The sequence below is a fragment of the Erythrobacter sp. EC-HK427 genome (genome assembly GCF_902498745.1).
In the GTDB taxonomy this organism is placed as follows: domain Bacteria; phylum Pseudomonadota; class Alphaproteobacteria; order Sphingomonadales; family Sphingomonadaceae; genus Alteraurantiacibacter.
This window is the reverse complement of the sequence record NZ_LR701479.1, coordinates 2,599,830-2,622,399: the sequence shown is the minus strand read 5'-3', so window position 1 is coordinate 2,622,399 and position 22,570 is coordinate 2,599,830. Positions and strand designations below refer to the sequence as shown.

Genomic DNA, 22,570 nt, shown 5'->3' with positions numbered 1-22,570 from the left:
CGGCGAAGGTCAAGCATTTGCATCGGCGCGCCCGCCGATTCCCGCCACTTCCGGGGGCAAATCCAACGAACCTGTTACACCTGTTACACAGTCCTGGAGCAAAAACTGCGGCCTGCACGCGGGCAGCGCTTTGGGAGCGTTCCCGCATAGCTATTTCGCGGTTTGCAATCATGGCCAAGGCGCGTAGCGATAGGCGCCCATTGTAGGAAAGGATTCTCCACCCGTGCCCCTGACCCGTGACGAAGCGTGGAACGCGCTCGCCCTGCATCCCGATCCCACGCTGGAAGAGCTGTTTGCCGCCGATCCCGATCGGGTGGACAAGCTTTCCACAAGGCTCGAACTGCGCGGGGGCGAGGCACCTTTGGGCATCCGCTTCGACTGGTCGAAAACGCATTTGACCGACACACTGCTGAGCGAATTTGAAGCGCTGGCCGAAGCGTGCGATTTCGCCGGAATGCGCGCCAAGATGTTTACAGGCGAGGTGGTGAACCCCACCGAAGGCCGCGCAGCAGAGCACACCGCCTTGCGCGGGGTCGGCAAGGAATCCAGCGTCGAGGAAGCCGCCGCGCTGCTCGAACGCATGAAGTTGATGGTCGAGGCGATTCACGGAGGGGTTTTCGGCGAGGTCAAGCATCTGATCCATGTCGGCATTGGCGGCAGCGCGCTTGGCCCCGCGCTGGCGGTGGACGCGCTTACCCGCGACGGGGCGGAAGTCGACGTGCACGTTGTCTCCAATATCGACGGGGTGGCCTTGGAAGCCGCGTTCAAGGCGTGCGATCCGGCGACGACGATGCTGGCAGTCGCCTCCAAAACCTTCACCACCATAGAGACGATGACCAATGCGACCAGCGCGTTGAAATGGCTCGCCGACAATGGGGTGGACGATCCCACGGGCCGCGTGATCGCACTTACCGCCGCGCCGGAGAAGGCGGTGGAATGGGGCGTCGATGAAACGCGCATCCTGCCTTTTGCCGAGAGCGTGGGCGGGCGCTATTCGCTGTGGTCGAGCATCGGCTTCCCGATTGCCGTCGCGCTCGGCTATGCCGATTTTCAGGCGATGCTGGATGGCGCGGCGAAGGTGGACGAGCATTTCCGCGATACCGACGGGCGGGCTAACTTGCCCCTGCGCGCCGCCTTTGCCGATCTGTTCTACTCCCGCCTGGAAGGCGCGCAGACCCGCGCCGTGTTCGCCTATGACGAGCGGCTGCGGCTGTTGCCCGATTATCTCCAGCAGCTGGAAATGGAATCGAACGGCAAGAGCGTGAACGTCGATGGCCTGCCCACCGGCCCGACCGCGCCGATCACCTGGGGCGGGGTGGGGACGGACGCGCAGCACGCGGTGTTCCAGCTGCTCCATCAGGGCACACATCTGGTGCCGATCGACTTTATTGCCAGCATCGAGCCGGGCGATATGCTGGATGCCGCGCACCACCACATCCTGCTGATGAACTGCTTTGCGCAAGGTGCAGCACTGATGAGTGGCAAACACTCTGACGACCCGCACCGCAACTACCCCGGCAACCGCCCCTCCGCGACGATCCTGTGCGACGATATCGACGCGATGACCTTCGGCGCACTGATCGCCTTCCACGAACACCGCACGTTTGCGAGCGGGGTGATGCTCGGCATCAACCCCTTCGACCAGTTCGGCGTGGAACTGGGCAAGGAAATCGCGAAGAAGATCGAAAAGGGCGGCGAGCGGTTTGACGCGAGTACGGAGGCGTTGTTGAAGGCTGCTGGGGTGGGGTGAGTATGGGTATTTCAAGACGAGAATTGATTGTTGGCGCCACCGTTGCATCAACACTTGCCGCGAGCGCGAGCGTTTCTGCCTGCTCGCCGGTCGATTTCGAAATTCCCACGCTTTCGGGTCGCTTCTTCGCGTTGATTGGTCGGGGCGAGTGGGTGCAAGCGAAGGAGTATCTCGCGGAAGATGCGACCTTGTCAGTAGTCAGTTCGGCAGGAGGACACCTTTACTCAGAGCCGCAAGCTATCGTCGAAGTGCTCGGTCGTCTGCTTTCAACTGAAGGCTTCAATATGGTCGGCGATGGGCGCGGTGACGACGCTCTTGGCGGGATGTATTGGAGGCAGGTCGGCCCTTGGCTTTGCAGCGATATGCTGAAGGGGGATGCCGTAACCGTAAGCGGATGTGGCGGAGACGTATGGGGTTCAATGTTCAGCGTGCTGACTGACCCATTTACCGTTGAAGGAAAGCTCTCAACGATTCTGCTGGTTGAGTCTTTTGATTTCATCATCGGCCCGCTCGAGATGAGCAGGGAGTTTGAGCCTCCAGTGGACTGACGAATTATTTCGAAAGGAGGCTGTAGTCGCGAGCCAGCAGGGCGTGGCGATCCAACTTCTGACGTTGCAGCAAGCGGATAGCGTGGAAGCTGGATTGCCGAGTCGCCCAACGGCTCCTCGCAATGACGTGGAATAGGTGTATGCTCGCCCAATGACCTTCCCCCTTATCTTCGCCATCACATGGGCGCTCATTCTCGCTGCAGGCGGGGCGCTGCTTACCAGTATTGGCGAGTGGTATTACAAGCTCAACAAGCCCAGCTGGCAGCCGCCGGACTGGCTGTTCGGCCCAGCGTGGACGACCATTTTCGGCCTTGCCGCTTGGGCGTTCTATCGCAGTTGGGACGGAGCCGTGGCGGCGGGGGAGACGCAGTGGCTGATCGCGCTCTACGTTATCAATGGCGTGGCGAACTTCGTCTGGTCGCCGATCTTCTTCACGCTCCGCCGGCCCGACTGGGCGCTGGTCGAAGTGCCGCTCCTTTGGGCGAGCGTGCTGGCGCTGGTGCTGACGCTGGGCCGGTGGGACGGTCTCGCGCCGTGGCTGATCGTGCCGTACCTCGCATGGGTCAGCTTCGCCACCGTGCTCAACTGGAAGATCGTGCAGCTCAACAAGCCGTTCGGCTAAGCCTGCGTCATTGCGAGGAGCCGCAGGCGACGCCGCAATCCAGTCCCAACGTCAGGACTGGATTGCCGCGCCTGCGGCTCGCAATGACGCGCGCGCTCCCTAGAACCGCACCGCCGCAAACACGCCGTAAGTGCGCGGTTCATTGACCATGGCGGTGAGGTTGTTGAAGTCGATCCCGCTCACCGCGCTTTCATCATCGGTGATGTTACGCACGAACGCAGCGACTTCGAACGTGCCGTTGTCCCAACCCAGCCGCGCGCCGCCTTCCAGCAGGCTCGCATCCTGGAATTCCACGCTTTCATACAGGAAGAAGTTGATGCGGCTGCGGTAATACCAGTCGGTCAGCAGGTACACATCGCCGTCACCCACGGGGAATTCGTAGCGGGCCGTCCAGTTGGCGATCCATTCGGGCGCCTGCGGCAGGCTGTTGCCGTCGATGCTGACAATCGCGGCGGCAAAAGGCGCGGCCGGGGTCACAATCGGATCGGTGATGGTGCAGAGCGAGACATCGGGGAATGTGTCCACCCGCACCCCGCCGCACGCCGCGGTGGTGAGGCCGGCGTCCTGAATCTCGGTGTGATTATAGCTGAGGCCTGCGGTGAAGGTCAGCCCGTCCACCGGCGCCAGCTGCGCGTCAAGTTCGAGGCCGTAACCGCGCACATTGTCCGCATTCACCAGCCGGTTCGCGTTCACATTGCCGCCCACGGCGGTCAGCTGCGCATCGTTGAGATCGTAAATGTAGCCGGTGAGGTTCACCCGCGCACGGCTATCCCAGAAGGTCGACTTGATGCCGGTTTCATAGGACGTGATCGTTTCCGAACCCGCGACGGTCACACCGTCTTCCAGCGGCGTGGCGGTGGCGGGCGGGAAGAGGATGCGGCCCTGGATGCTCGGCGCGCGATAGCCACGGGCGACGCGGGCGTAGAGGTTTACATCATCGGTTGCGGCATAGGTGATGCTCGCGTCCCAAGTGATCGTATCATCGCTCACTTCGCGGGTGACGGTGCCGAGCGGGTTTTGCAGGAAGACAGGGAATTGCGAATCGGCGCTGCGCACCACTTCGAATTCGCGGCTGTCATCATTGTAGCGGGCACCGGCGCTGATGCTCAGCTGCTCGGTCAGATCGTAAGTGAACGATCCGAAAAGGCCGAAGGCGTCGCTCTGCTGGAACTGGCTGACGACGATATTCACGCCGCCGGGCTGGTTCAGCGGATCGCCCAGCGTGGAGAAGTTGTCGCTGCGGATGCTCAGATCTTCGCTGAAGAAGAAGATGCCGCCCTGATAGCTGAGCGGGCCGTCGCCATTGCTGGCGATGCGCAGTTCCTGCGTGAACTGGTCGAGCCCGGGGATCAGGTCGCGGGTTTCGGCGGTGAAGGGGATCTGCCCGGGGCCGGTGAGGTTCGGCGGCAGGAAGTTCGCGCCAAAACCGCCATCGACATCGCCGACGGAGGAGGACTCGCCGTGCCAGAAGCTGGTCACCGAAATCACCGATACCGCGCCCAGATCAAGCGTCACGCGGGCAGCGAGGTTCTGCGTGGTGACGCTTTGCGCATTCTGCCCGTCGACCGAAACCGTGTCGCGGTCAAAATTGGCGTTGAGGCCTTCCTGTCCGCGGGTGAAATTGTTGGCGCGGAACAGCCGCGCGGTGCCGTCCAGATCGCGGATTTGTCCGGTCAGCAGGATTTCAAAGTTGTCGGTCGGCTCAAGTAGCAATTGCGCGCGGAAGGCGATATCGGTGTAGCCGCCAAAGGCATCTTCGGTGGTACCGGAGGGCAGGACATTGTCCACCCAGTTATCCTGCCGCTGCACAAGGCCCGACAGGCGCAGCGCGCCAACATCGCCCACCGGCACGTTGAAGGCGGCTTCGGCATTCACATTGTTGAATGAGCCATAGGAGACCTGCGCATAACCTTCGAGGTTGCTGCTCGGTTCCACCGTATCGAATTTGACGATCCCTGCGGGCGTGTTGCGCCCGAACAGCGTGCCCTGCGGGCCGCGCAGGACTTCGACCTGCTGCATATCGAACACCGGGAAGCCCTTGAGGATCGGGTTTTCGAGAACGACATCATCATACACAAGGCTGACGGGCTGCGAGGCGTTGAAGTCGAAATCGGTGTTGCCGAGGCCGCGAATATAGAAGCGCGGGAAGGTGCGGCCGAACGAACTCTCGACGATCAGGCTGGGCGCGCGGCCCGAGAGTGCGCGGATGTCCGCCCCGCTGGCATTGACCGCGGCGAGCGTGTCACTGTCCACGGCGGTCACCGATACGGGAACGTCCTGAATGTCCTCGCTGCGGCGCTGCGCGGTGACGATGATCGTGCCGACGCCGGTTTCTTCCTGCGCGCCTTCGTCCTGCGCGAAAGCGGGGTTGGCGGTGGCGGTCGCACCGATCAGCGCGGAGGTGGCAAGCAGACGGGAAAAACTCTTGGTCATACCGAATGTCCTTAAGATCGCGCGGATGGGCGCAGCGGAGGCGGGATGGCGGCAGGCATTCGGTGGTGCCGCCTGTGCGAAGGCTTCTGAATCCGTATTGCGCGGGTAGGGTCAATCCTGTGCCTGTGGGAAATGTGAAGGTTCGCTTACATTGTTGTTGATTGGTGACACTTGTGTCTGAAATACGACAAGGATTGCCCTCGCGGCGACCGATTTGCTTTGACTTTCCGCAGTGCAGCATCCATATGCCCAGCATCGAAGCGCGCGCCTGCGTGAAGCGGCGGTAGTGAGAAAGCTACAAAGCCCCGGCAGCCCTTCGGTCCTTTTCCAAGAGACTTCCCTTTTCACGCGGGTCGTTTTGACACCCGCGCCGCGCCCGGAATCCGTTCCGCGTGCGCGCCGCATTTATTGCGAGTTCAATACTACACATGACTATCAAATTTTCCGACCTCGGACTGTCGCAGCCCGTTATGCAGGCCCTCGATATGCAGGGCTACGAAACCCCCACGCCCATCCAGGCGCAGGCCATTCCCGCCGTCCTTGAAGGGCGCGACCTGCTCGGTATCGCGCAGACCGGCACCGGCAAAACCGCCGCGTTCATGCTCCCCAGCATCGACAATCTGCGCAAGGCCGATAACCAGATCCCGTTCAAATCCTGCCGTATGCTGGTGCTTGCGCCGACCCGCGAGCTGGCCGGGCAGATCGCCCAGTCGGCGATGGATTACGGCGCGCTTGCGGGCCTGAAAGTCCACTCCATCGTCGGCGGCACCAGCGTCAGCAAGGATCGCAACAAGCTGCATCGCGGCACCGATATTCTGGTCGCCACACCGGGGCGCTTGCTCGATCTGATCGACCAGAAGGCGTTCAACCTGTCGGGCCTCGAAATCCTCGTGCTCGACGAGGCTGACCAGATGCTCGATCTCGGCTTTATCCATGCCCTGCGCAAAATCCGCGATCTGGCCCCGGCCGACCGGCAGACGCTGTTCTTCAGCGCCACTATGCCCAAGGCGATCAAGGAGCTGGTCTCCGGCTATTGCAACAATCCGGTGCAGGTGAGCGTAACGCCCGCCGCCACCACAGCTGAGCGGATCGACCAGTATCTGTTCATGGTGCAGGGCGATGAGAAGCAGGCCTTGCTGGAAATGATTCTGTCCGAACGCCATCAGGTTCCGGGCAAGTTCGAACGCGTGCTCATCTTCACCCGCACCAAACACGGCGCTGACCGGGTGGTGAAGAAGCTTTCGCAAATCGGCATTCCGGCCAACGCCATCCATGGCAACAAGAGCCAGCCGCAGCGCCAGCGTGCGCTCGACGAGTTCAAGCGGGCGAAAACCCCGATCCTGATCGCCACCGATGTTGCGGCGCGCGGGATCGATATTCCGGGCGTTTCCCACGTCATCAATTTCGAGCTGCCCAACGTGCCCGAGCAATATGTGCACCGCATCGGCCGCACCGCGCGCGCCGGAGCGGACGGGATCGCGATTGCCTTCTGCGCCGAGGACGAACGCGCCTATCTGAAGGACATCCAGAAGATGACCGATGCCGAGTTCGAACGGCTCGCCCTGCCGGAGAATTTCCGTGCGGTGGTCGAAGGGGTCGGCCCGACCAAGCGGGCGGCGCCCACCAAGATGAAGCGCGTGCAGCCAATGCCGCGCGGTGTCTCTGCCCAGCGTTCGGAAGAGCGCAAGGACAAGCCCAAGGACAAGCATCAGGCACGCAAGGGCAAGCCAAACCGGACCGGTGGCGCCCGCCCGCATGGTAGCGCCGAAGGCAGGCCCGGCGGCAATCGCCGTCGTGGCGGCGGCGGTGGCGGTAATCGCCCGCAGCGCAGCGGTGGCCAGCGACAAGGCTAATTAGGGGTAGGGCTAATCCTGCTGCGATAGACAAATCTTAAGCATAAGCCGTGTAGCGTTCCCGTCATGAAAACTGACGGGGACGCCACGCTGCGATGATACGCACTAAAACCACTCTGGTTGTCGGCGCGGGCGCATCTGCGGAACTGCAATTCCCCGATAGTGCGGCGCTATTGACGCGGATTGCCGGAGGGCTCGAATTCGCGCGCCTCGGCACCGAGGTAGTGAGCGATGATATCGCCGCCATGGCCGCGCATCTGGAAGCAATTGCCGAAGCGGCGCGGGTCAACAAATCGCACCTGTTCAAGGCGGGCCAGCAGATCCGCTCTGCAGCGCGGCTTGGCGGGTCGATTGACGCAGTGCTGGAGCAATTCGGCGACAATCCGATGGTGCTGGCAGTCGGCAAACTCGCCATCACTCATTTCACATTGGCTGCGGAGGCAGAATCGCCGCTCGCTGCCGAACCGCGCGATCCGGGCGATCTGCCGGTGCGCGGCAGCGAAAACTGGCTCTTCCAACTGGCGCAGGCGATTGTCAGCGGGGTGCCGCGGGCAAAGGCAGACCGCTGCCTCGACAATCTCTCGATCATCAGCTTCGATTACGACCGCTCGATCGAAACCTATCTGCCATGGGCCCTTTCCATGGCCTTCGGCATGAACATCGTCGAAGCGCGCGAGCTGGTGGCGGAAAAGCTGCGGCTGATCCACGTCTACGGAACGCCGGGGCGGCTAGACTGGCAGTCGGGCAAGGAGCCGGTCGCCGATTGGGGCGCGCGCACAATCGACAATTTGCCGGCGGTCGTCGAGCAGATCCATTCGCTCTCCGAACGGCTCGAAGAACGCGGCTTCAAGCGCAAGCTGTTCGGCGAACTGGTGTTCGGCAAGCGCCTGCTCTTCCTCGGCTTCGGCTTTGATGCAATGAACTGCTCGCTGCTCTTCGACGCGCCGATGGAGCATTATCCCGATGTCTATATCGCCATGCCCGGCGCGTCCGAAACGCAGCAAGTTGCGGTGCGCAAGGTGCTGCTGACGCTCGCCAAGCTGAAGCAGGAGGAGGCGATTACCATTGCCGATGTGTCTGCATGGCAATTGCTGCGCGATTACGCATCCTATCTGCAAAGCTGATCGGGCCAGCCCAGTCCAGTCCAACCCACGGCCCAATGTAACTTTCGGCGGTTGCGGCGCGGATGGCGAGTGTCCATAGCGCGCAGCAGCATTGCAGTTACAGGAAGCAGACATGGCCGACAGCTACGATTTCGACCTCTTTACCATCGGCATCGGATCGGGCGGCACGCGGGCGAGCCGGGTGGCGGCGGCGCATGGCGCAAAGGTGGCGGCGGCGGAGGAATTCCGCGTGGGCGGAACCTGCGTTATCCGCGGCTGTGTGCCCAAGAAAATGCTCGTCTACGGCGCGCATTTTGCCGAGGATCTGGAGGACGCCAGGCAATTTGGCTGGGACATCGGCGAATGCACTTTCGACTGGGTGCGGCTGCGCGACCATGTCCTGTCTGATGTGACCCGCCTTGAAGGACTCCACACCGAAACGCTGGAAAACCATCAGGTCACAATTTTCAAGGAACGCGCGACGATCACCGGCGACCATGAAATCACGCTGGAAAGCGGCAAGGTGGTGACCGCTAAATACATTTTGGTCGCCACCGGCGCGCGGCCCTTCGTGCCGGAATTTTCCGGCAGCGAGCACGTTATCACCTCGAACGAGGCGTTCCATCTGGACGCCGTGCCGGAACGCATTCTGATCGCAGGTGGCGGCTATATCGCCAATGAATTCGCTGGCATCTTCAACCAGTTCGGCAGTAAGGTGACAATCGTCAACCGCTCGGATGTGATTTTGCGCGGCTATGATCCGGCGCTGCGCGACCGGCTGCTGCAAATCTCGCTCACCAAGGGCATCGAATTCTGTTTCAACTGCTCGTTCGAATGGATCGAGAAGCAGGAGGACGGCACTTTGCTGGTCAAACTGACCGGCCACGAGCCGCGCGTGTTCGACCAGGTGATGATCGCCACCGGACGCGTCCCCAATACCGAAGGTTTGGGGCTGGAGACGGTCGGGGTCGAACTGGGCGCGAAGGGCGAAATCATCGTCGATGCCTTCAGCAGGTCGAGCGTTGATTACATCTATGCCGTGGGCGATGTGACCGACCGGGTGCAGCTAACCCCCGTGGCGATCCGCGAAGGCCAGGCCTTTGCCGACAGCGTGTTCGGAAAGGGGGAGCCCTATGCGGTGGACCATTCCTGCATCCCCAGCGCCGTGTTCAGCCACCCGCCCATCGCCTCTGTCGGCATGACCGAGGGCGAAGCGCGCAACAAGCTGGGCGCGGTCCGCGTCTACCAATCCGACTTCCGCCCGATGAAGCACGTTGTCGCAGGGCGTAACGAACGCGGACTGTACAAGATGATTGTCGACGCCGCGAACGACAAAGTGGTCGGCATCCACATGATCGCGCCCGAAGCGCCCGAGATTCTGCAAGGGGCCGCGATTGCGGTGAAGGCAGGGCTGACCAAGGCCGATTTCGATGCCACCATGGCCATCCACCCGACGATGGCGGAAGAACTGGTGCTGATGAAATAGGATTGCGAAGCGGATCGTCCAAAGCCAGCCCAACGGCCCCTTGAATTCAGCCCATGTTCTGGCGCACAAGCAGCGCCAACGAAAAACAAGAGGGCTGCCTGATGAACCGCTTTTTCCGCTCCGCCTTGCTGGCGCTTGCGCTGTGTGCGCCCGCGAGCGCCCATGCGCATAATCACGATCCGGTCGACACCGATTGGGCGATTGCTCTTCATGGCGGGGCAGGGACGCTAAGCCGTGAGGCGATGACGCCCGAGCGCGAGGCGGAATATACCGCTTCCCTGCAGGCAGCGCTGGATGCGGGCGCGGCGATCCTTGCCGAAGGCGGAACGGCGGAGGACGCGATTGTCGCGGTCATCACGATTCTGGAAGACGATCCGCTGTTCAATGCCGGGCGCGGCGCGGTGCTGACATGGGATGGCGGGATCTCGCACGATGCCTCGATCATGCTCGGCGATAGCCGCGCTGCTGGCGCGACGGCGGGCACATCCACCGTGCGTCACCCGATCCTGCTGGCACAAGAAGTCATGCGCGACGGCCGCCATGTTTTCCTCAGCGGCGCGGGTGCGGAGGAGTTTGCCGACCGCACCGAACTTGAACGGATGGAACCCGAATGGTTCATCACGCAGCCGCGTGTCGAAGCGCTTGAGCGCTATCGCGCCAACAGCACCGCATCGCTCGCCGATGACGAGCACCGGTACGGCACGGTCGGCGCGGTGGCGCGGGACCGGCACGGCAATCTTGCCGCTGGTACCTCGACCGGCGGGATGACCGGCAAAAGGTGGGACAGGATCGGCGATGCGCCGATTATCGGCGCGGGCACCTATGCCGATAACCGCGCCTGCGCCGTGTCGGCCACCGGCACGGGCGAGTATTTCATTCGCGCCAATGTCGCGAGCTCGATCTGCAATCTGATGCGCCTCACTGGCATGGGCCCGCGCGAGGCGGCGGACAATCTGATGGCCGAAGTCGCAGAACTTGGCGGCAGCGGCGGGGTGATCGTCGTCTCCCCGCAGGGCGAAGCAGCGTTTTCCTTCAACACCAGCGGAATGTATCGCGGTCGCGCCAATTCCGAAGGGCTGAACGAAGTGGCGATTTTTGCGGAGGAGGGGGGAGAGTAGTTATTCTCCGCCTCCGACTGCCCTGAGCTTGTCGAAGGGCTGCACTTTGATTTTGAAAGCTAGCGCAAGGTCAGAAGAAAAGCAGTCCTTCGACAAGCTCAGGACAATCGGTATTCTCCTAAGTTCCCCGCAGCTCTCCATCCAGAAACGCTGCCACATCCGCGAGATCAACCGCGCGGTCCAGAAACGCTTCACCGATCCCGCGCAGCAGGATGAAGGGCAGGGTGCCTGCATCCATCTTCTTGTCGTGCAGCATATGGGCCGTGAGCGCCTTGCCGTCGCATTTGAGGCCAAGCGAGGATAGCTCCGCAGGCAATCCCGCAGCAGCAATCGCGGAGGCTATCCGTTCTGCGTCAGCCTGCGCAAGATAACCCTTTCGTGCCGAATAGCGCGCGGCGAGCACCATCCCTGTGGCTACCGCTTCACCATGAAGCAGGCGGTCGGAATAGCCGGTCTCGGCTTCGAGCGCGTGCCCGAATGTGTGGCCGAGATTGAGAAGGGCCCGCGCGCCGCTCGTCTCGCGTTCGTCCTCGGCAACAATGCGCGCTTTGGCCTCCACGCTGGTAGTCACCGCGCGAGTGATGGCGTCCGGCTCCAGCGCCAGCACATCGCGGCCATGCGCCTCGCACCAATCGAAGAACGCGGCATCGCCGAGAATGCCGTATTTGATGACTTCGGCATAGCCGCAGCGCAGTTCGCGCGGAGCGAGCGTTGCCAGCACATCGGTGTCGGCCAGCACCAGAGCGGGCTGGTAGAAGGCCCCGACAAGGTTCTTGCCCGCCGCCACATTGATCGCCGTCTTGCCGCCCACCGAGCTATCGACCTGCGCCAGCAAGCTGGTGGGCACCTGGATAAAGCCGCAGCCGCGTTTGAGCATGGAGGCGGCAAACCCGGTAAGATCGCCGATCACCCCGCCGCCCAGCGCGACGATATGGTCACCGCGCTCGACTTCCTCGGCGAGCAGCCATTCGACCGTGCGCGATAGGCCGTCCCAGCTTTTCGCGCTTTCGCCCGGTGCATGGATCAGCCAGCGCGCCTCTTTCCCCGCCGCGCCCAGTGCCGCCTCGACCGTTTCGGCCCAGAGCGCGTGGACATTGGCGTCGGTCACAATCGGCACGCGCGGCTTGCGCAGCAGCGCGCCGCTTTGCGCGGCCAGATCGCGCAGCAAGCCGCCGCCGATACGCACATCATAGCTGCGCCCCGCCAATTCGACTCTCACCCCAGCCATTGATCGAGCCTTTCGAGAATGCGTCCCACCGCGACTTCATGCGGGCCGTTATCGCTGCGCACATGGATATGCGCTTCGGAATAGAACGGTTCGCGCTCTGCCTTCATCGCCGAGACTTTCGCAGGGATATCGCCCGAACGCAGCAGCGGGCGGCGCTTGTTGCGGCTCACCCGCTCGACCAGAGTGTCGATCGCCGCATCCAGCCAAATCGCAACCCCCTCTTGCAGGATCAGCGCGCGCGTTTCGGCTTGCAGGAAAGCGCCGCCGCCGGTGGCGATAACGCGGGGTTTGGTGCTTTCCTCGATCAGCCGCGCGATCACCCTCCGCTCGCCATCGCGGAAATGGTCTTCGCCATATTGATCGAACACTTCGGTAATGGTCATTTGCGCGGCTGCCATGATTTCATCGTCGGCATCGGTAAAGCCGATCCCCAGCGTGTTCGCCAGCTTGCGCCCCACCGTGCTTTTGCCGACACCCATCATGCCCACCAGCACCAAAGGCCGGTCAAGCCGCGCGCTGACGGCACGGATAAGCGCTTGATCGGGGAGGTGCTTTGCAATCGTCATTGCCGCAAGGCCTATAGTTAGGCTAACCGCGCTGGCAAGGTCGCCCGCGCGCTTGTCCGGGTGTGATAGGGAAAACGGGATCATCAGCACGGTGCCAGATCGCAGGACGATAATTGGAACGCTGCTGGTGCTGACGGGTCTGCTGCTGTTTGTCGCCTGGTGGGATGGCGGCCGGGAAGACCAGCGGCTGATTACCCAGCCCGTGAATGTGCCGGAGTCGAGCGAGTGAAGCGAATTGGTGTGTTTTTGAGCGGTGCGGCGCTCGCTTTGACTTCCAGCATGGCGCTGGCAGGCGATCCGGAGGATTTGCTCCCGCCCGCGTTCCGCAATCCCCCGCCGCAGCCCGCGCCCACTGCCGCACCGGCACCCACACCGACTCCGCGCGCGACGGTTGGCGGCACGCCTGCGGCGACGCCTGTGCCTTCTGGCGGGGGTGTGTCTGCGCCTTCCGTGCCATCGGCTCCGCAAGGCGCAAGCGGGGAGGCGGGCGCGCCATCCGGCGGCGGTTTCCGTCTGCCCGAAGGCTTCCCCACGCTCGAAGAGCTCGAATCGATGGAATCGGACGAGATCAACGAAGTGCTCGGCCTGCGTCCGCGCTTCGATATTCCCCCAGCCGCCCGGCGCGAGGTCGAGCGGGTGGGTGTGCTTTCCTCGGCAGAGGGCGGTTTTCCCTACGGCTCGCTCGAAGGCCAGCCCGGGCGATTAGTCGAAGCATCGCTGCGCGCGCTTGACGGGCCGATGGTCTCGCGCTGGGGGCATATCCTTGTCCGCCGTGCATTGGCGAGCCGCCTCAATGCGCCGCAAGGGATGAATCCCGTTACCTTCGCCGCGATGCGGGCGCAGGCTTTGGGCGCGATGGGCGAGGGCGCTGTTGCGCGCGCGCTGGTGCAGGATGTCGACGGCAACAATTACAATCGCTCGCTCACCGATGCGGCGTTTGATAGCTATCTGGCAACCGGCGATATTCTCGGAATGTGTCCGGTCGCCCGCCTGCGCAGCGATCTGCGCGAGGATGGCGATTGGGAAATGCTGCAAGGCGTCTGCCTCGCCTATGTCGGCGAAGCGCGCAGTGCCGACCGGCGGCTCGGCAGGACGCTGGGCGATGGCGAGGCGGCGGAAATCGACGTCCGTCTGGCGCAGCGTTACGCAGGCGCTGCGGGTGAGGGCGGGCGCGCGGTCAATATCGAGTGGGATGGGGTAGAAGAACTCACCCCGTGGCGGTTCGCGCTGGCGAGGGCTTTGGGCGTGGAAATTCCCGAGAGCCTGCTGGAGGATGCCCCTGCGCGCTTACGGCTGAACGATGTGCTGATCCCGGCGACCCCGCTCGATCAGCGCATCGGCGTGGCCGATCTGGCGGGCGCGCGCGGGATTCTCTCCTCCTCGGCCATGGTCGATCTCTATTCGCAGCTTTGGGCAAGCGATGCCTTCGAGCAGGGCGAGAAGGCCGACGCTGCGCTGTTGCGCGATGCCTTCGCCGCTGGCGGGATCGCGGCCCGCATCGCGGCAATGCGCAGCCTGTGGGGGGAGGATGCGCTCTATGGCCGCAAAGTCCTCACCGCCTATGCCGCCGCGCGCATTCCGGTAAGCGAGGCCTATGTTGACGATGCGTCTGGGCTGATTGCGTCGATGCTGAGCGCGGGGCTTGATCGCAACGCGCTGCAATGGGGAAGTGTGGTGCCGGAAGGAAGCGAGGCTTGGGCTATGCTCGCACTGGCGCAGCCCGAACGCTCCGAGAATGTCAGCACCGGTGCCATCGACAGCTTTGCCGGGGACGACGCAAGCGCGGATTCGCGCAAAACCGCATTTCTTGTCGCAGGCCTTGCCGGGCTTGGCCGCATCGACGCGCAAGACTTCGCCGCCTTTGGTGAGGATTTGGGCGTGGATTACACGCGGGACAGCGCGTGGAGCCAAGCCATTACCCGCGCAGCTGCGGTTGATAACCCCGCGCTTGTCGCGCTGTTGGCGGGCGTGGGAATGCGCGGCAGTTCGTGGGAGCAGATGACCCCGCGCCATCTCTATTACATCGTCTCCTCATTGAACCGCGTCGGCCTTTCCGCCGAAGCCCGGATGATCGCCGTGGAGGCGGTTACGCGCGGCTGATGATGTCCGCCGCCATCGACGCCTTTCTAGCCATGCTGGCGGCAGAGCGCGGAGCGGCGGCGAATACGCTGGCGGCCTATCGCCGCGATCTGGAAGGCGCGGGCGAAGTGGCGGGCGATCTGGAGCGGGCGGGCAAGGCCGATCTTTCGTGTCTGACCCGCGCCTGGGCCGATCTCGCTCCCTCCACCGTGGCGCGCAAGATTTCTGCGCTGCGCCAGTTTTACGGCTTTTGCATGGATGAAGGCTGGCGCGGGGACGATCCTTCCGCCGTGCTGGTGCGCCCGCAAGCGCGGCGGCCCCTGCCCAAAATCCTCTCCCACGCAGAAGTCGAGCGATTTCTGACGCAGGCGGAGGAAGAGGCGGCAGGAGACAAGCCCAATGCCGTGCGGATGCTGGCACTGCTGGAATTGCTCTACGGATCAGGACTGCGCGCGACCGAGCTTGTGTCGCTGCCGATAACCGCCGTGCCCCGCGATGCGCCCTTTCTGTCGATTACTGGCAAGGGCGGGCAGCAGCGCATGGTGCCCGTCTCGCGCCGCGCGAAGGAGGCGCTGGGGCGCTGGGTCGCGGTCCGTAGCGCTCCGGGTTCGCCCCATCTCTTCCCCTCGCGCACGGGCTACATCAGCCGTATCCGCCTGTATCAATTGGTGAAAGAGCTGGCACTGCGGGCGGGGCTCGATCCTGCGAAGGTCAGCCCGCACGTGCTCCGCCATGCCTTTGCCACGCATCTGCTGGAGGGCGGCGCTGATTTGCGTGTGCTGCAAACCCTGCTCGGCCATGCTGATATCGCCACCACGCAAATCTACACCCATGTCGATTCCGCGCGGCTTGTGGCGCTGGTGAATGAACGGCATCCTCTTGCAGCGGCGCGCGCGGGCGGGTAGCGGCATCGCCCATGGCTTCTTTTCTGGAATTCGAAAAACCCGTTGCCGAGCTGGAGGCAAAGATCGCCGAATTGCGCAGCGCGGCGGGTGACGGCAGCGATGTCGATATTTCGACCGAACTCTCGCGGCTCGAAACGAAGAGCGCGCAATTGCTCGAATCGACTTATGCCAAGTTGACGCCGTGGCAGAAGACGCAGGTTGCGCGGCATTCCGCGCGCCCGCATTTCCGCGACTATGTGGCGCTGGGCTTCGATCACTTCATGCCGCTGGGTGGTGACCGTCTCTATGGAGACGATCTGGCGATCATGGGCGGTCTTGCAACGCTAAAGGGCCGCAAGCTGGTGCTGATCGGGCACGAGAAAGGTCACGACACCGAAACGCGCATCAAGCACAATTTCGGCATGGGCAAGCCCGAGGGCTATCGCAAGGCGATCCGTCTGATGGAACTGGCCGACCGGTTCGGTCTGCCGGTGGTGACGCTGGTTGACACTTCGGGCGCGTTTCCGGGCATTGAAGCGGAGGAGCGCGGACAGGCCGAGGCGATTGCCCGCTCGACCGAAGCGTGTCTCGCGCTGGGTGTCCCGATGGTCGCGGCCATCGTGGGCGAGGGCGGTTCGGGCGGCGCGGTCGCGCTGGCGAGTGCCGAGCGGGTGCTGATGTTCGAACACGCAGTCTATTCGGTGATTTCGCCTGAAGGCTGCGCTTCGATCCTGTGGCGTACGGGTGAGAAAGCGCCGCTGGCGGCCGAAGCAATGAAGCTGACAGCGCAGGATCTGCTCGAATTGAAAGTGATCGACCGGATCGTGCCAGAGCCTATGGGCGGCGCGCACCGCGATCATGGCACCGCTGTGGGCAATCTGGCGCAGGCGATTGACGAAGAGCTGACCGCGCTCGGCGCGCTCAACGCCGACCAGCTGCGCCGCCAGCGTGAAGACCGATTCCTCGCCATCGGCTCGCAATTCCTCCGCTAACATCCTGTCATTTGACAGAGTTTTGCAACCGCTCGGCTGCGGAACATTGCCAAGCCTCGCCCGTTTTGCAAGACAGGTAGCGCGTCGTCTGGAATAGCTCGGCGCGCATGGAGGAGGCCCGCCCAATGTCGCATTTGCACACCCGTAAAGTCCGCTCGCTCGCTATCGCCGGGGTTGCCGCACTGGCATTGTCGGCCTGTGCCACCGTTCCCGGCGCCAATGTCTCGCCCGGCTCGCCGATCACGGCAGAGGAAGCGCAGCTTGGCGCACAGTATCACGAGCAGTTCGTGGCCGAATTCGGCGGCGAGATGACCGGGCCGCAGGCGCGCTATGTTGAGCAGGTGGGGCAGAACATCGCCGTCCAGTCAGGGCTCGCCTCTACGCCCGGCGCGTTTGATGTAACTTTGCTCAATTCCAGCGTGAACAATGCCTTCGCGGTGCCCGGTGGCTATGTCTATGCGACGCGCCAGTTGGTCAATCTGATGAACAACGAGGCGGAATTGGCCGCAGTGTTGGGGCACGAGGTCGGCCATGTCTCCGCGCGGCATTCGGCGCGTCGCCAGCAGGCCGCGCAGACGAACCAGCTGCTGGGCTTGCTCGGTGTGATCGGCGGTAGCCTGATCGGCGGTGATCTGGGCAATTTGCTCAGCCAAGCGGGGCAGCAGGCGCCGCAGATTCTTACCCTGCGCTACTCGCGCAATCAGGAATTGGAGGCCGATGCGCTCGGCATCCAGTATTTGAACCGCGCCGGTTATGATCCGCGCGCGATGGCGACGCTGCTGCAAAGCCTTGCCGCGCAAAACCAGCTCGATGCGCAGTTGCAGGGCCGCGATGATGCGACGATCCCCGAATGGGCATCAACGCACCCCGATCCGGCGAGCCGCGTGCAGAACGCGACGGCGCTGGCGGGCAACGCGACGGGTGTAACCAATCGCGACACCTTCCTCCAACGGATCGACGGAATGATCTATGGTGACGATCCCGAACAGGGCGTGATCGAGGGCAGCCGGTTTATCCATCCGGTGCTGCGCTTCAGCTTCACCGCGCCGCAGGGCTTTTACATGGTCAACAGCACCCGCGCAGTGGCGATCAATGGCGATGCGGGCAGGGCGCAGCTGACGCTGGCGCCGTATAGCGGCAATCTTGATGCCTATGTCCGCTCGGTGTTCCAGGCCTTGGGGGGTGAGCAGCAGCAGATTGCGCCATCCAGCATCCAGCGTACGACGGTGAACGGCCTTTCGGCGGCCTATGGCACGGCGCGGGTCGCCAATGGCCAGCAGCAGGTGGATGTCACGGTTTTCGCGTATGAATTTGCGAATGACCGCGCGTATCACTTCCTCGCGATTACGCCTGCGGGACAGGCCGCGACATTCAACTCGCTCTACAATTCGATGCGGCGGATCACCGCCAGCGAGGCGGGCAGCGTGGTGCCGCGCCGGGTCGATATCGTGACTGCCGGACGCAGCGACACCGTGGCAACACTCTCACGCCGGATGGCTTATGACGATGCGCAGGAAGCGCGCTTCCGTGTGCTCAACGGGCTTTTCGGCAATGCGCAGGTCGTGCCGGGGCAGAACTACAAGATCGTGGTCCGCGCCAACTGACCGGCTCCGTGCAAATACACAAGAAGGGCCGCCCCAGCGATGGAGCGGCCCGTCTTTTTGCTTTGCGCAAAACAAAAGGGCGACAGGTTGTCCTGCCGCCCTTCCGTTTGTCGTATGAGCGCGATTAGGCGTTCGACGAGTTCGCTGCGGTCAGCTCGGTCTTCACGTTGTTGAAGGTCGAGCTCAGCTCGGTGCCGAGGCTCTGCATGGCGGTGATCGCAGCAACAGCGATCAGAGCAGCAATCAGGCCGTATTCGATGGCGGTCGCGCCCTGCTCGTCACGGACGAGGTTCTTGAAAAAAGTCATGTTAGTCTCCTAGTTTTTAGTCTTCGATACCCTGCAAGGATAGTATTGATCCAACCTCACAGCGTTCGAAGTAGGGCAAAGCTCTTACCAAGGCCTTAAAGGAGCCGAGATAAATCACTGAATGCCCATCAAGTTCGGGTCTTTGTGTGAGATGTGAGCCTGCTTTGGACAAAACAAAAGGGCGGCAGGTTGCCCTGCCGCCCTTCGTTCTTAGCGTCAGCTTGCGATTAGGCGTTGGCCGAGTTCGCAGTGGTCAGCTCGGTCTTCACGTTGTTGAAGGTCGAGCTCAGCTCGGTGCCGAGGCTCTGCATGGCGGTGATCGCAGCAACGGCGATCAGCGCAGCAATCAGGCCGTATTCGATGGCGGTGGCACCCTGCTCGTCACGGACGAGGTTCTTGAAAAAGGTCATGTTAGTCTCCTGGTGTCTTGTCTTTGATACCCGGCCGCAGCAGCGTTTCCCGCGCGGCTACGGATACTTCTAGGGGCAAGTCCTTGATAAAATCCTAACCCCGCCCGGAAGAATTTTGACTCGTATCGAAATGCCGCCAGTTGGTGTCTTCCCGATGCTGACGATCGAGGAATATAGAAAACGGGCGGCAGGTTGCCCTACCGCCCGTTTATGCTCCAGTCTGACCAACCTAAGCGTTTGCTGAGTTGGCTGCGATCATCTTGGTCTGGACACCGTTGTACATCGTGCTCATCTCGGTTCCGAGGTTCTGCATTGCTGTGACCGCGGCGACAGCGACCAGCATGGCGATCAGCCCGTATTCAATAGCGGTTGCACCCTGTTCGTCGCGGATGACGTACTCGAAATAGTTCATGCGATTCTGTCCTGCGTGTGTCGGTTCAAACCGATGTTCGTTCAAACGGGCGGCTTGCCATCATGCGCCGCCACGTGCGGCGACGACTTTGCTGTCTACCCCGTTCCACATGGTGACGGTTTCGGTGGCAAGGCCTTGCAGCGCGACAATCATGGCGATGAAGATCAATGCCACGATCAGACCATATTCAACGGCGGTTGCGCCGCGATCGTCGTGCAGCAACCGTTTCAGGAAATGTTGTGCCGACATAGGTTTTCCGAATGTAAGAGGCGCGATAGGGCACTTTTTCGCAAGTGTGGGTAAACGGGAGATTTCACCAGATGGTTAACGTGGAAAATATCCCGACATGGCTGCCCGTGGTGGCGCTGGCGCTGATCGATGATGAGGGGCGTTTGCTGCTTCAGGAACGGCCTTCAGGCAAGCACCATGGCGGACTGTGGGAGTTTCCAGGAGGCAAGGTTGAAGCGGGGGAATCACCGAGGGACTCGCTGGTGCGGGAGATCGAGGAGGAGCTTGGGTTACACCTCGATCCGCACCAGTTCGTCCCCTCGGGATTTGCCGAGGAAAGCCAGCAAAGCCGCATTGTCCTGTTTCTTTACAGCACGCGCCAGAATGCCGGCGTTCCCGTGCCGCGCGAGGGGCAAAGAGTGGGCTGGTTCACCCCTGCATCGGCGCAAGACCTGCCGCTTGCCCCGATGGACCGGCGCCTGCTTGCGCAGCTGGATATGGGACCGGCGCTGAAAAAGCCCCACAAATCGGATTAGAGCCTTGCCAAGCGCCAATGCCCCGCTTATGTGCCGCCTCCTCCAGCGCACCCGTAGCTCAGCTGGATAGAGTACCTGACTACGAATCAGGTGGTCGGAGGTTCGAATCCTTCCGGGTGCGCCATAAAAAGGGACTGCCTGCAAAGGCGGTCCCTTTTTTGCTTTTCGGTGTGGCGGGGAGTGGCTCTGCCGTAACAGCGAGCTAATTCTTGACCAGCTTCCGCTGACCGCCCATTCGCGTCACACGGGCCTAAGATAGGTTCGGGAGACTCCGCATCACCAACTTGCCCGACATCGACGATGGGTTGGACGACAACTCGGTTGAACCCGGCGTGTGGCGCTATGCCCGCGCGCGCCGGGTACGCGTGGTGGTTGATGGCGAAGACTATTTCGACCTGATCCAGCAAGCGATGCTTAATGCACAGCAGCGCATCCTGCTGATCGGGTGGGATTTCGATACGCGCATCCATCTCAGCCGCGGGCGACGGTGGTGGCAAAAGGGCTGGCGGCGGAATTATCCTTCGCGCCTCGGCAGCTTTATCGTTTGGCTGAGCCGCAACCGTCCCAATCTGGAAATCCGCATCCTGAAATGGAGTTACGGCGTCTTCCAGTTCTTCTCGCGCGGCGCGATGATGCTCGATTTGTTGCGCTGGTGGCCGCACCGGCGGATCGACTTCAAATTCGACACAGCGCACCCCGTGGCCTGCTCGCACCACCAGAAGATTGTCGTGATCGACTGCGATTTCGCCGTTTGCGGCGGGATCGATCTGACCACCGGGCGATGGGACACGCGCGAGCACCGGCCGAAGGACTCGCGGCGGCGCGGGCCCAGCAAGCGGCCTTACGGCCCATGGCACGATGTGGCGATGTTTGTGGAAGGGGACGCGGCTGCCGCGCTCGATGGCCTGGGACGGTCGCGTTGGATTCAGGCAGGAGGCAAGGCTTTGCCGGTGCTTGGCTCCAATGTGCAATCTGCGTGGCCCGAGGGCCTTTCGGCAGACTTCGAGGACATCGAGGTCGGCATTTCCCGAACCCGCGCCGCCTATGGCGAAGTGCCCAAGATTGATGAGGTCGAGCAGCTCTTCCTCGACCAGATCGCCGCCGCCAAATTGTTCGTCTATGTCGAAAACCAGTTCCTGACCTCGCGTACGATTTGCGAGGCGATTGCGAAGCGCCTTGCCGAAGACAATCCGCCCGAATTTGTCTTCGTCATGCCGCTGGAGGCAGAAAGCTGGCTTGAAAACAGCGCCATGTCTCCGGCAAGGGCACGGTTATACGAGGCGTTGCAAGAACTTGACTGCCTCGACCGCTTCCATCTCTTTGTGCCCTATAATGAAGACACGCCGATTTATGTCCATGCCAAGCTGATGATCGTGGACGATCGCATCCTGCGCATCGGTTCTGCCAATATGAACAACCGTTCGATGGGGTTGGATAGCGAATGCGATGTCTTCATCGATTGCGCCCGTAAAGGCAACGCCAAGGCCGAGGAGGGCATCCGCGCCCTTCGCTACGCGCTGCTTGCCGAACATCTGGGGGTGCGGGAGGAAAATATGCCCGAGATTGCCGCGCGGCATGACAGTATGGCCAGCCTGATCGCCGCCGCGGGTGATAGCACGCACCGCCATTTGCGGCCCTTCCACCCGACTGTGGATGAAAGCCTGCTCAGCGCGCTGGCAGACCGGCAACTTTTCGATCCCGAGGAACCGGAACACCTCTTCACCGTTCGAGAGCCTAGACATGGCCTTTTCCGACCGGGCAGCGTATTGGCAAAGGCCCGCAATGCTCTCAGCAGAAAGCGTAGATTTTCATGACCGCATCCACGCCAGCCAATCCTCTGGCCAAGCCCGATGTTCCGGAGGACGTGCAGGAAGCCATCCGCACGCTGATCCGCTGGACGGGTGACGATCCGACGCGCGAAGGCTTGCTCGACACGCCCAAGCGGGTGGCGCGGGCATGGAAGGAATACTGCCAGGGTTATGACGAGGATCCGGCGGTTCATCTGTCGCGGGTGTTCGAAGAAGTCGGCGGCTATGACGAGATCGTGCTGCTAAAGGATATTCCGTTCCACAGCCATTGCGAGCACCACATGGCGCCGATCATCGGCAAGGCGGCGATTGCCTATTTGCCGACCGACAATGTCGTGGGCATTTCCAAACTCGCCCGCGTGCTGCACGGCTTCGCGCGGCGTTTGCAGATTCAGGAGCGGCTGACGGCAGAAGTGGCGCAGTGCATCTGGGACAATCTCAACCCGCGCGGCGTGGCAGTGGTGATCGAGGCGAGCCATGCCTGCATGACCGCGCGCGGCGTGCGCACCCCCGGCGTTGGCATGGTCACCAGCAAGGTGATGGGCACCTTCCGCAGCGATTCGCGCAGCCGCGAGGAAGTGCTCAAGCTGATGGGATATTGAT

22 protein-coding genes and 1 tRNA gene are annotated in these 22,570 nt (G+C 62.4%); 16 read left to right on the top strand and 7 right to left on the bottom strand.

The window, feature by feature from the left end; translation table 11 throughout:
- The first annotated feature begins 229 nt into the window (after positions 1–229).
- From pgi to GC121_RS12840, 3 genes are all read left to right on the top strand, one after another.
- Positions 230–1,750, top strand: coding sequence for a glucose-6-phosphate isomerase (pgi, locus tag GC121_RS12850; protein WP_151975738.1), 1,521 nt, complete (start codon positions 230–232; stop codon positions 1,748–1,750).
- A complete protein-coding gene (locus GC121_RS12845; RefSeq protein WP_151974954.1) occupies positions 1,747–2,298 on the top strand; it encodes a hypothetical protein in 552 nt (183 codons plus the stop codon). The genes pgi and GC121_RS12845 overlap by 4 nt, the downstream gene beginning before the upstream one ends.
- A gap of 151 nt (positions 2,299–2,449) precedes the next feature.
- Positions 2,450–2,920, top strand: coding sequence for a TspO/MBR family protein (locus GC121_RS12840; protein WP_151974952.1), 471 nt, complete (start codon positions 2,450–2,452; stop codon positions 2,918–2,920).
- A gap of 99 nt (positions 2,921–3,019) precedes the next feature.
- Here GC121_RS12840 and GC121_RS12835 read toward each other — a convergent pair whose 3' ends face one another.
- Entirely contained in the window at positions 3,020–5,353 is a 2,334-nt protein-coding gene (locus GC121_RS12835; RefSeq protein ID WP_151974950.1) for a TonB-dependent receptor, read from the bottom strand.
- Positions 5,354–5,781: 428 nt separating this feature from the next.
- On the opposite strand from GC121_RS12835, the gene GC121_RS12830 reads away from it, so the two are divergent.
- From GC121_RS12830 to GC121_RS12815, 4 genes are all read left to right on the top strand, one after another.
- On the top strand, positions 5,782–7,206 hold the full coding sequence (locus GC121_RS12830; protein WP_151974948.1) for a DEAD/DEAH box helicase: 1,425 nt from the start codon (positions 5,782–5,784) through the stop codon (positions 7,204–7,206).
- Between the two features lie 95 nt (positions 7,207–7,301).
- Positions 7,302–8,330, top strand: coding sequence for a hypothetical protein (locus tag GC121_RS12825; protein WP_151974946.1), 1,029 nt, complete (start codon positions 7,302–7,304; stop codon positions 8,328–8,330).
- 112 nt (positions 8,331–8,442) lie between these two features.
- Positions 8,443–9,795, top strand: a complete 1,353-nt coding sequence (gene gorA / locus GC121_RS12820; RefSeq protein ID WP_151974944.1) for a glutathione-disulfide reductase — start codon at positions 8,443–8,445, stop codon at positions 9,793–9,795.
- A gap of 101 nt (positions 9,796–9,896) precedes the next feature.
- Positions 9,897–10,913: an isoaspartyl peptidase/L-asparaginase family protein gene (locus GC121_RS12815; RefSeq protein ID WP_151974942.1), complete on the top strand. Its 1,017-nt coding sequence runs from the start codon at positions 9,897–9,899 to the stop codon at positions 10,911–10,913.
- A gap of 118 nt (positions 10,914–11,031) precedes the next feature.
- Here GC121_RS12815 and aroB read toward each other — a convergent pair whose 3' ends face one another.
- Both aroB and GC121_RS12805 read right to left on the bottom strand, forming a co-directional pair.
- Entirely contained in the window at positions 11,032–12,141 is a 1,110-nt protein-coding gene (gene aroB / locus GC121_RS12810) for a 3-dehydroquinate synthase (RefSeq protein ID WP_151974940.1), read from the bottom strand.
- Positions 12,129–12,707 (bottom strand): shikimate kinase, encoded by a 579-nt coding sequence (locus tag GC121_RS12805; protein WP_151974938.1) that lies wholly within the window; start codon positions 12,705–12,707, stop codon positions 12,129–12,131. The genes aroB and GC121_RS12805 overlap by 13 nt, the downstream gene beginning before the upstream one ends.
- 91 nt (positions 12,708–12,798) lie before the next feature.
- Here GC121_RS12805 and GC121_RS15370 point away from each other — a divergent pair, with 91 nt between their 5' ends.
- The 5 genes from GC121_RS15370 to GC121_RS12785 all read left to right on the top strand — a co-directional run bounded on the left by GC121_RS15370 (position 12,799) and on the right by GC121_RS12785 (position 18,266).
- Positions 12,799–12,936, top strand: coding sequence for a hypothetical protein (locus GC121_RS15370; RefSeq protein WP_199857856.1), 138 nt, complete (start codon positions 12,799–12,801; stop codon positions 12,934–12,936).
- Positions 12,933–14,807, top strand: a complete 1,875-nt coding sequence (locus GC121_RS12800; protein WP_234421246.1) for a hypothetical protein — start codon at positions 12,933–12,935, stop codon at positions 14,805–14,807. Before GC121_RS15370 ends, GC121_RS12800 begins: the two co-directional genes overlap by 4 nt.
- Positions 14,807–15,691, top strand: a complete 885-nt coding sequence (locus GC121_RS12795; protein ID WP_234421244.1) for a tyrosine recombinase — start codon at positions 14,807–14,809, stop codon at positions 15,689–15,691. The genes GC121_RS12800 and GC121_RS12795 overlap by 1 nt, the downstream gene beginning before the upstream one ends.
- A gap of 11 nt (positions 15,692–15,702) precedes the next feature.
- Positions 15,703–16,662, top strand: a complete 960-nt coding sequence (locus GC121_RS12790; protein ID WP_151974936.1) for an acetyl-CoA carboxylase carboxyltransferase subunit alpha — start codon at positions 15,703–15,705, stop codon at positions 16,660–16,662.
- A gap of 125 nt (positions 16,663–16,787) precedes the next feature.
- A complete protein-coding gene (locus tag GC121_RS12785; protein WP_151974934.1) occupies positions 16,788–18,266 on the top strand; it encodes a M48 family metalloprotease in 1,479 nt (492 codons plus the stop codon).
- 124 nt (positions 18,267–18,390) lie between these two features.
- Here the strand turns inward: GC121_RS12785 and GC121_RS12780 are convergent, their stop codons facing one another.
- From GC121_RS12780 to GC121_RS12765, 4 genes are all read right to left on the bottom strand, one after another.
- Positions 18,391–18,573: a Flp family type IVb pilin gene (locus GC121_RS12780; protein WP_151974932.1), complete on the bottom strand. Its 183-nt coding sequence runs from the start codon at positions 18,571–18,573 to the stop codon at positions 18,391–18,393.
- A gap of 227 nt (positions 18,574–18,800) precedes the next feature.
- Complete coding sequence (locus GC121_RS12775) at positions 18,801–18,983, bottom strand: Flp family type IVb pilin (protein WP_151974930.1); 183 nt, start codon at positions 18,981–18,983, stop codon at positions 18,801–18,803.
- Between the two features lie 229 nt (positions 18,984–19,212).
- Positions 19,213–19,395: a Flp family type IVb pilin gene (locus GC121_RS12770; protein ID WP_151974928.1), complete on the bottom strand. Its 183-nt coding sequence runs from the start codon at positions 19,393–19,395 to the stop codon at positions 19,213–19,215.
- Positions 19,396–19,455: 60 nt separating this feature from the next.
- Positions 19,456–19,644, bottom strand: coding sequence for a Flp family type IVb pilin (locus GC121_RS12765; protein WP_151974926.1), 189 nt, complete (start codon positions 19,642–19,644; stop codon positions 19,456–19,458).
- A 71-nt stretch (positions 19,645–19,715) separates the two neighbouring features.
- Between GC121_RS12765 and GC121_RS12760 the strand changes: the two genes are divergently transcribed.
- From GC121_RS12760 to folE, 4 genes are all read left to right on the top strand, one after another.
- Positions 19,716–20,159 (top strand): (deoxy)nucleoside triphosphate pyrophosphohydrolase, encoded by a 444-nt coding sequence (locus GC121_RS12760; protein ID WP_151974924.1) that lies wholly within the window; start codon positions 19,716–19,718, stop codon positions 20,157–20,159.
- A gap of 47 nt (positions 20,160–20,206) precedes the next feature.
- Positions 20,207–20,283, top strand: a tRNA-Arg gene (locus GC121_RS12755).
- 160 nt (positions 20,284–20,443) lie between these two features.
- Positions 20,444–21,973, top strand: coding sequence for a phospholipase D-like domain-containing protein (locus GC121_RS12750; protein ID WP_234421243.1), 1,530 nt, complete (start codon positions 20,444–20,446; stop codon positions 21,971–21,973).
- A complete protein-coding gene (folE, locus tag GC121_RS12745) occupies positions 21,970–22,569 on the top strand; it encodes a GTP cyclohydrolase I FolE (RefSeq protein ID WP_151974922.1) in 600 nt (199 codons plus the stop codon). Before GC121_RS12750 ends, folE begins: the two co-directional genes overlap by 4 nt.
- The last annotated feature ends 1 nt before the right edge of the window (position 22,570 follow it).

Coding starts and splice junctions, on each gene's coding strand:
- GC121_RS12770 (WP_151974928.1), bottom strand. CDS start 19,395: ATGAACTATTTCGAGTACGTCATCCGCGACGAACAGGGTGCAACCGCT.
- folE (WP_151974922.1), top strand. CDS start 21,970: ATGACCGCATCCACGCCAGCCAATCCTCTGGCCAAGCCCGATGTTCCG.
- GC121_RS12805 (WP_151974938.1), bottom strand. CDS start 12,707: ATGACGATTGCAAAGCACCTCCCCGATCAAGCGCTTATCCGTGCCGTC.
- GC121_RS12790 (WP_151974936.1), top strand. CDS start 15,703: ATGGCTTCTTTTCTGGAATTCGAAAAACCCGTTGCCGAGCTGGAGGCA.
- GC121_RS12825 (WP_151974946.1), top strand. CDS start 7,302: ATGATACGCACTAAAACCACTCTGGTTGTCGGCGCGGGCGCATCTGCG.
- GC121_RS12760 (WP_151974924.1), top strand. CDS start 19,716: ATGGTTAACGTGGAAAATATCCCGACATGGCTGCCCGTGGTGGCGCTG.
- GC121_RS12840 (WP_151974952.1), top strand. CDS start 2,450: ATGACCTTCCCCCTTATCTTCGCCATCACATGGGCGCTCATTCTCGCT.
- GC121_RS12780 (WP_151974932.1), bottom strand. CDS start 18,573: ATGACTTTTTTCAAGAACCTCGTCCGTGACGAGCAGGGCGCGACCGCC.
- GC121_RS12835 (WP_151974950.1), bottom strand. CDS start 5,353: ATGACCAAGAGTTTTTCCCGTCTGCTTGCCACCTCCGCGCTGATCGGT.
- gorA (WP_151974944.1), top strand. CDS start 8,443: ATGGCCGACAGCTACGATTTCGACCTCTTTACCATCGGCATCGGATCG.
- aroB (WP_151974940.1), bottom strand. CDS start 12,141: ATGGCTGGGGTGAGAGTCGAATTGGCGGGGCGCAGCTATGATGTGCGT.
- GC121_RS12830 (WP_151974948.1), top strand. CDS start 5,782: ATGACTATCAAATTTTCCGACCTCGGACTGTCGCAGCCCGTTATGCAG.
- GC121_RS12785 (WP_151974934.1), top strand. CDS start 16,788: ATGTCGCATTTGCACACCCGTAAAGTCCGCTCGCTCGCTATCGCCGGG.
- GC121_RS12795 (WP_234421244.1), top strand. CDS start 14,807: ATGATGTCCGCCGCCATCGACGCCTTTCTAGCCATGCTGGCGGCAGAG.
- GC121_RS12815 (WP_151974942.1), top strand. CDS start 9,897: ATGAACCGCTTTTTCCGCTCCGCCTTGCTGGCGCTTGCGCTGTGTGCG.
- GC121_RS12775 (WP_151974930.1), bottom strand. CDS start 18,983: ATGACCTTTTTCAAGAACCTCGTCCGTGACGAGCAGGGTGCCACCGCC.
- GC121_RS12765 (WP_151974926.1), bottom strand. CDS start 19,644: ATGTCGGCACAACATTTCCTGAAACGGTTGCTGCACGACGATCGCGGC.